At 70.0% G+C, this 1,692-nt stretch carries 1 protein-coding gene; it reads right to left on the bottom strand.

Annotated features, from left to right (window positions below; genetic code table 11):
• Positions 1–141 precede the first annotated feature (141 nt).
• Positions 142–1,569, bottom strand: coding sequence for an IS1380 family transposase (locus AB0L64_RS40950; RefSeq protein WP_363718481.1), 1,428 nt, complete (start codon positions 1,567–1,569; stop codon positions 142–144).
• Positions 1,570–1,692 lie beyond the last annotated feature (123 nt).

Here is a 1,692-nt window from a genome sequence, read left to right as displayed (position 1 = left end):
CCTCGATCTTTCGTGTGGCTGGTTGATGAGTGGTTGTGGGTTGGGGTTTTGAGGGGGGATCGGGCTGGGCAGGGCGGGGCTCCGGCGCTGTGTTCGCCGGTTCTCCGGGGCCTTGGTTGTCGGGGTCGGGGGGTTGGGTGTTCAGGTGGTGTGGAGGTTGGCCCAGCCGGTGTCGATGAGGTGGTTCCAGGGCCAGCCGCGGGGTAGTCGGAGGTGATGGCGGCGTGCGGTGCGGGTGATGCGGCCGGCGACGTGGAGGATCCTGAGGCGGAGTCGTTTGGGTTCCCAGCGGCGGGCGGGTGCGGTTTCGTCGAAGGCGAGGGTCTGTGTCCAGGTGAGCAGGTCGGCGGCGAGTGCGGCGATCTCGAGCCAGATCTGGTTGTGGGTGTAGCCGTGGAAGGGCAGGTTGCGCAGGCCGGTGTCCTTGAGGTTGCGGATGCGGTCTTCGGCGCGGGCGCGTTGCCGGTGCCGGACTTCGAGGTCGGGGAGGGGCCAGCCGTGGCGTCCGGTGGGGTCGATGGGGGTGTTGGTGGCGAAGCAGGTGATCCGCCAGCCGTTGTGGTCGGTCAACCTGAGTTGGGCGCCGGGGTGCGGGCGTTCGCGGCGGGCGATGACCCGCATGGTGTCGGGCCAGCGCTGCGGACCGAACCGGGCCGGTGAACGTGTCGGCATCGTCGGGGTGGGCATCCAGTCGGTCAGGTCGGCGACCTGGGCGCCGTCTCGCGGCAGGCCATCACCATCGATGGCGTCGGCCCACGCGGCCTCGGGGATGGTCTCGATCGCGGCTTTCACCGTGTCCAGCGCACCGAACCCGACCGAGTACTCCAGGCCGAGGTCGGTGATGTGGTGCAGGAACGCCTTCGAGCCGCCGCCGGCGTCGGCGCGGACCAGCACCTGGCCCCGCTCTGCCTGCGGCAACTGGGCGAGCGCCGCGTCCAGGCAGGTGATGTGATCGGCGGCGTTGAACGGTGACGCGTTCCCAGGCCGCAGGTCCAGCGCCAGTACTTCACCGGTGCCGTACTCCCCGTGGTCGACGAACGCGCACATCGGCGCGAACCCGAACCCCTTCTTATAGGTCGGCCTGGCCTGTTCCTTGTCCGAGTGCGCGCTCACCAGCGTGGCGTCCAGATCCACGATCACCAGCCCGCCGTCCCGGCTCCCCGCCGTGCCGGCCAGCGGCCGCCGCCGGGCCCACACCGCCGCCCGCGCCTTCGCCCGCGCGGCCCGGATCGCCGGCACCACCCGATCGGCATCCGCGGCCAGCCGCGCGATCAGCCGCGACACCGTCGGATCCGAGGCCACCGCACCGAACAGCACCGGCTGAGCCCGCACCACCGCCACATCAGCCACACAGTCACCGCCCAACGCCACCGCGGTCGCGACGTCCAGCAACACCTTGCCCGGATCATGGGTTGCGCGCCTCGCACGCCACGGCGCCAGTGCCTCCGACAGTCCCCGGCCCAGGCCCGCGACCCGGTCCGCCTCCCGCAGCAGCAACCCACCCGACGACGAGATCAACGACTCGCGCCCCGGATCCAGAACAACACCAACAGCCCAGCTACGCTTCACCTACGGAGTGCCTTTCTGTGCGGCGGACCTTGACCTTCGACAAGCCAAGAATCCCTCACCAGACAGGCACTTCCGTGCGTTACGCGCCGTCCTCAACCTCCACGACGTGAAATCTCGAGGCTA

The sequence above is a fragment of the Kribbella sp. NPDC051936 genome, from assembly GCF_040680955.1.
In the GTDB taxonomy this organism is placed as follows: domain Bacteria; phylum Actinomycetota; class Actinomycetes; order Propionibacteriales; family Kribbellaceae; genus Kribbella.
This window is presented reverse-complemented; position numbering and strand designations above follow the sequence as displayed.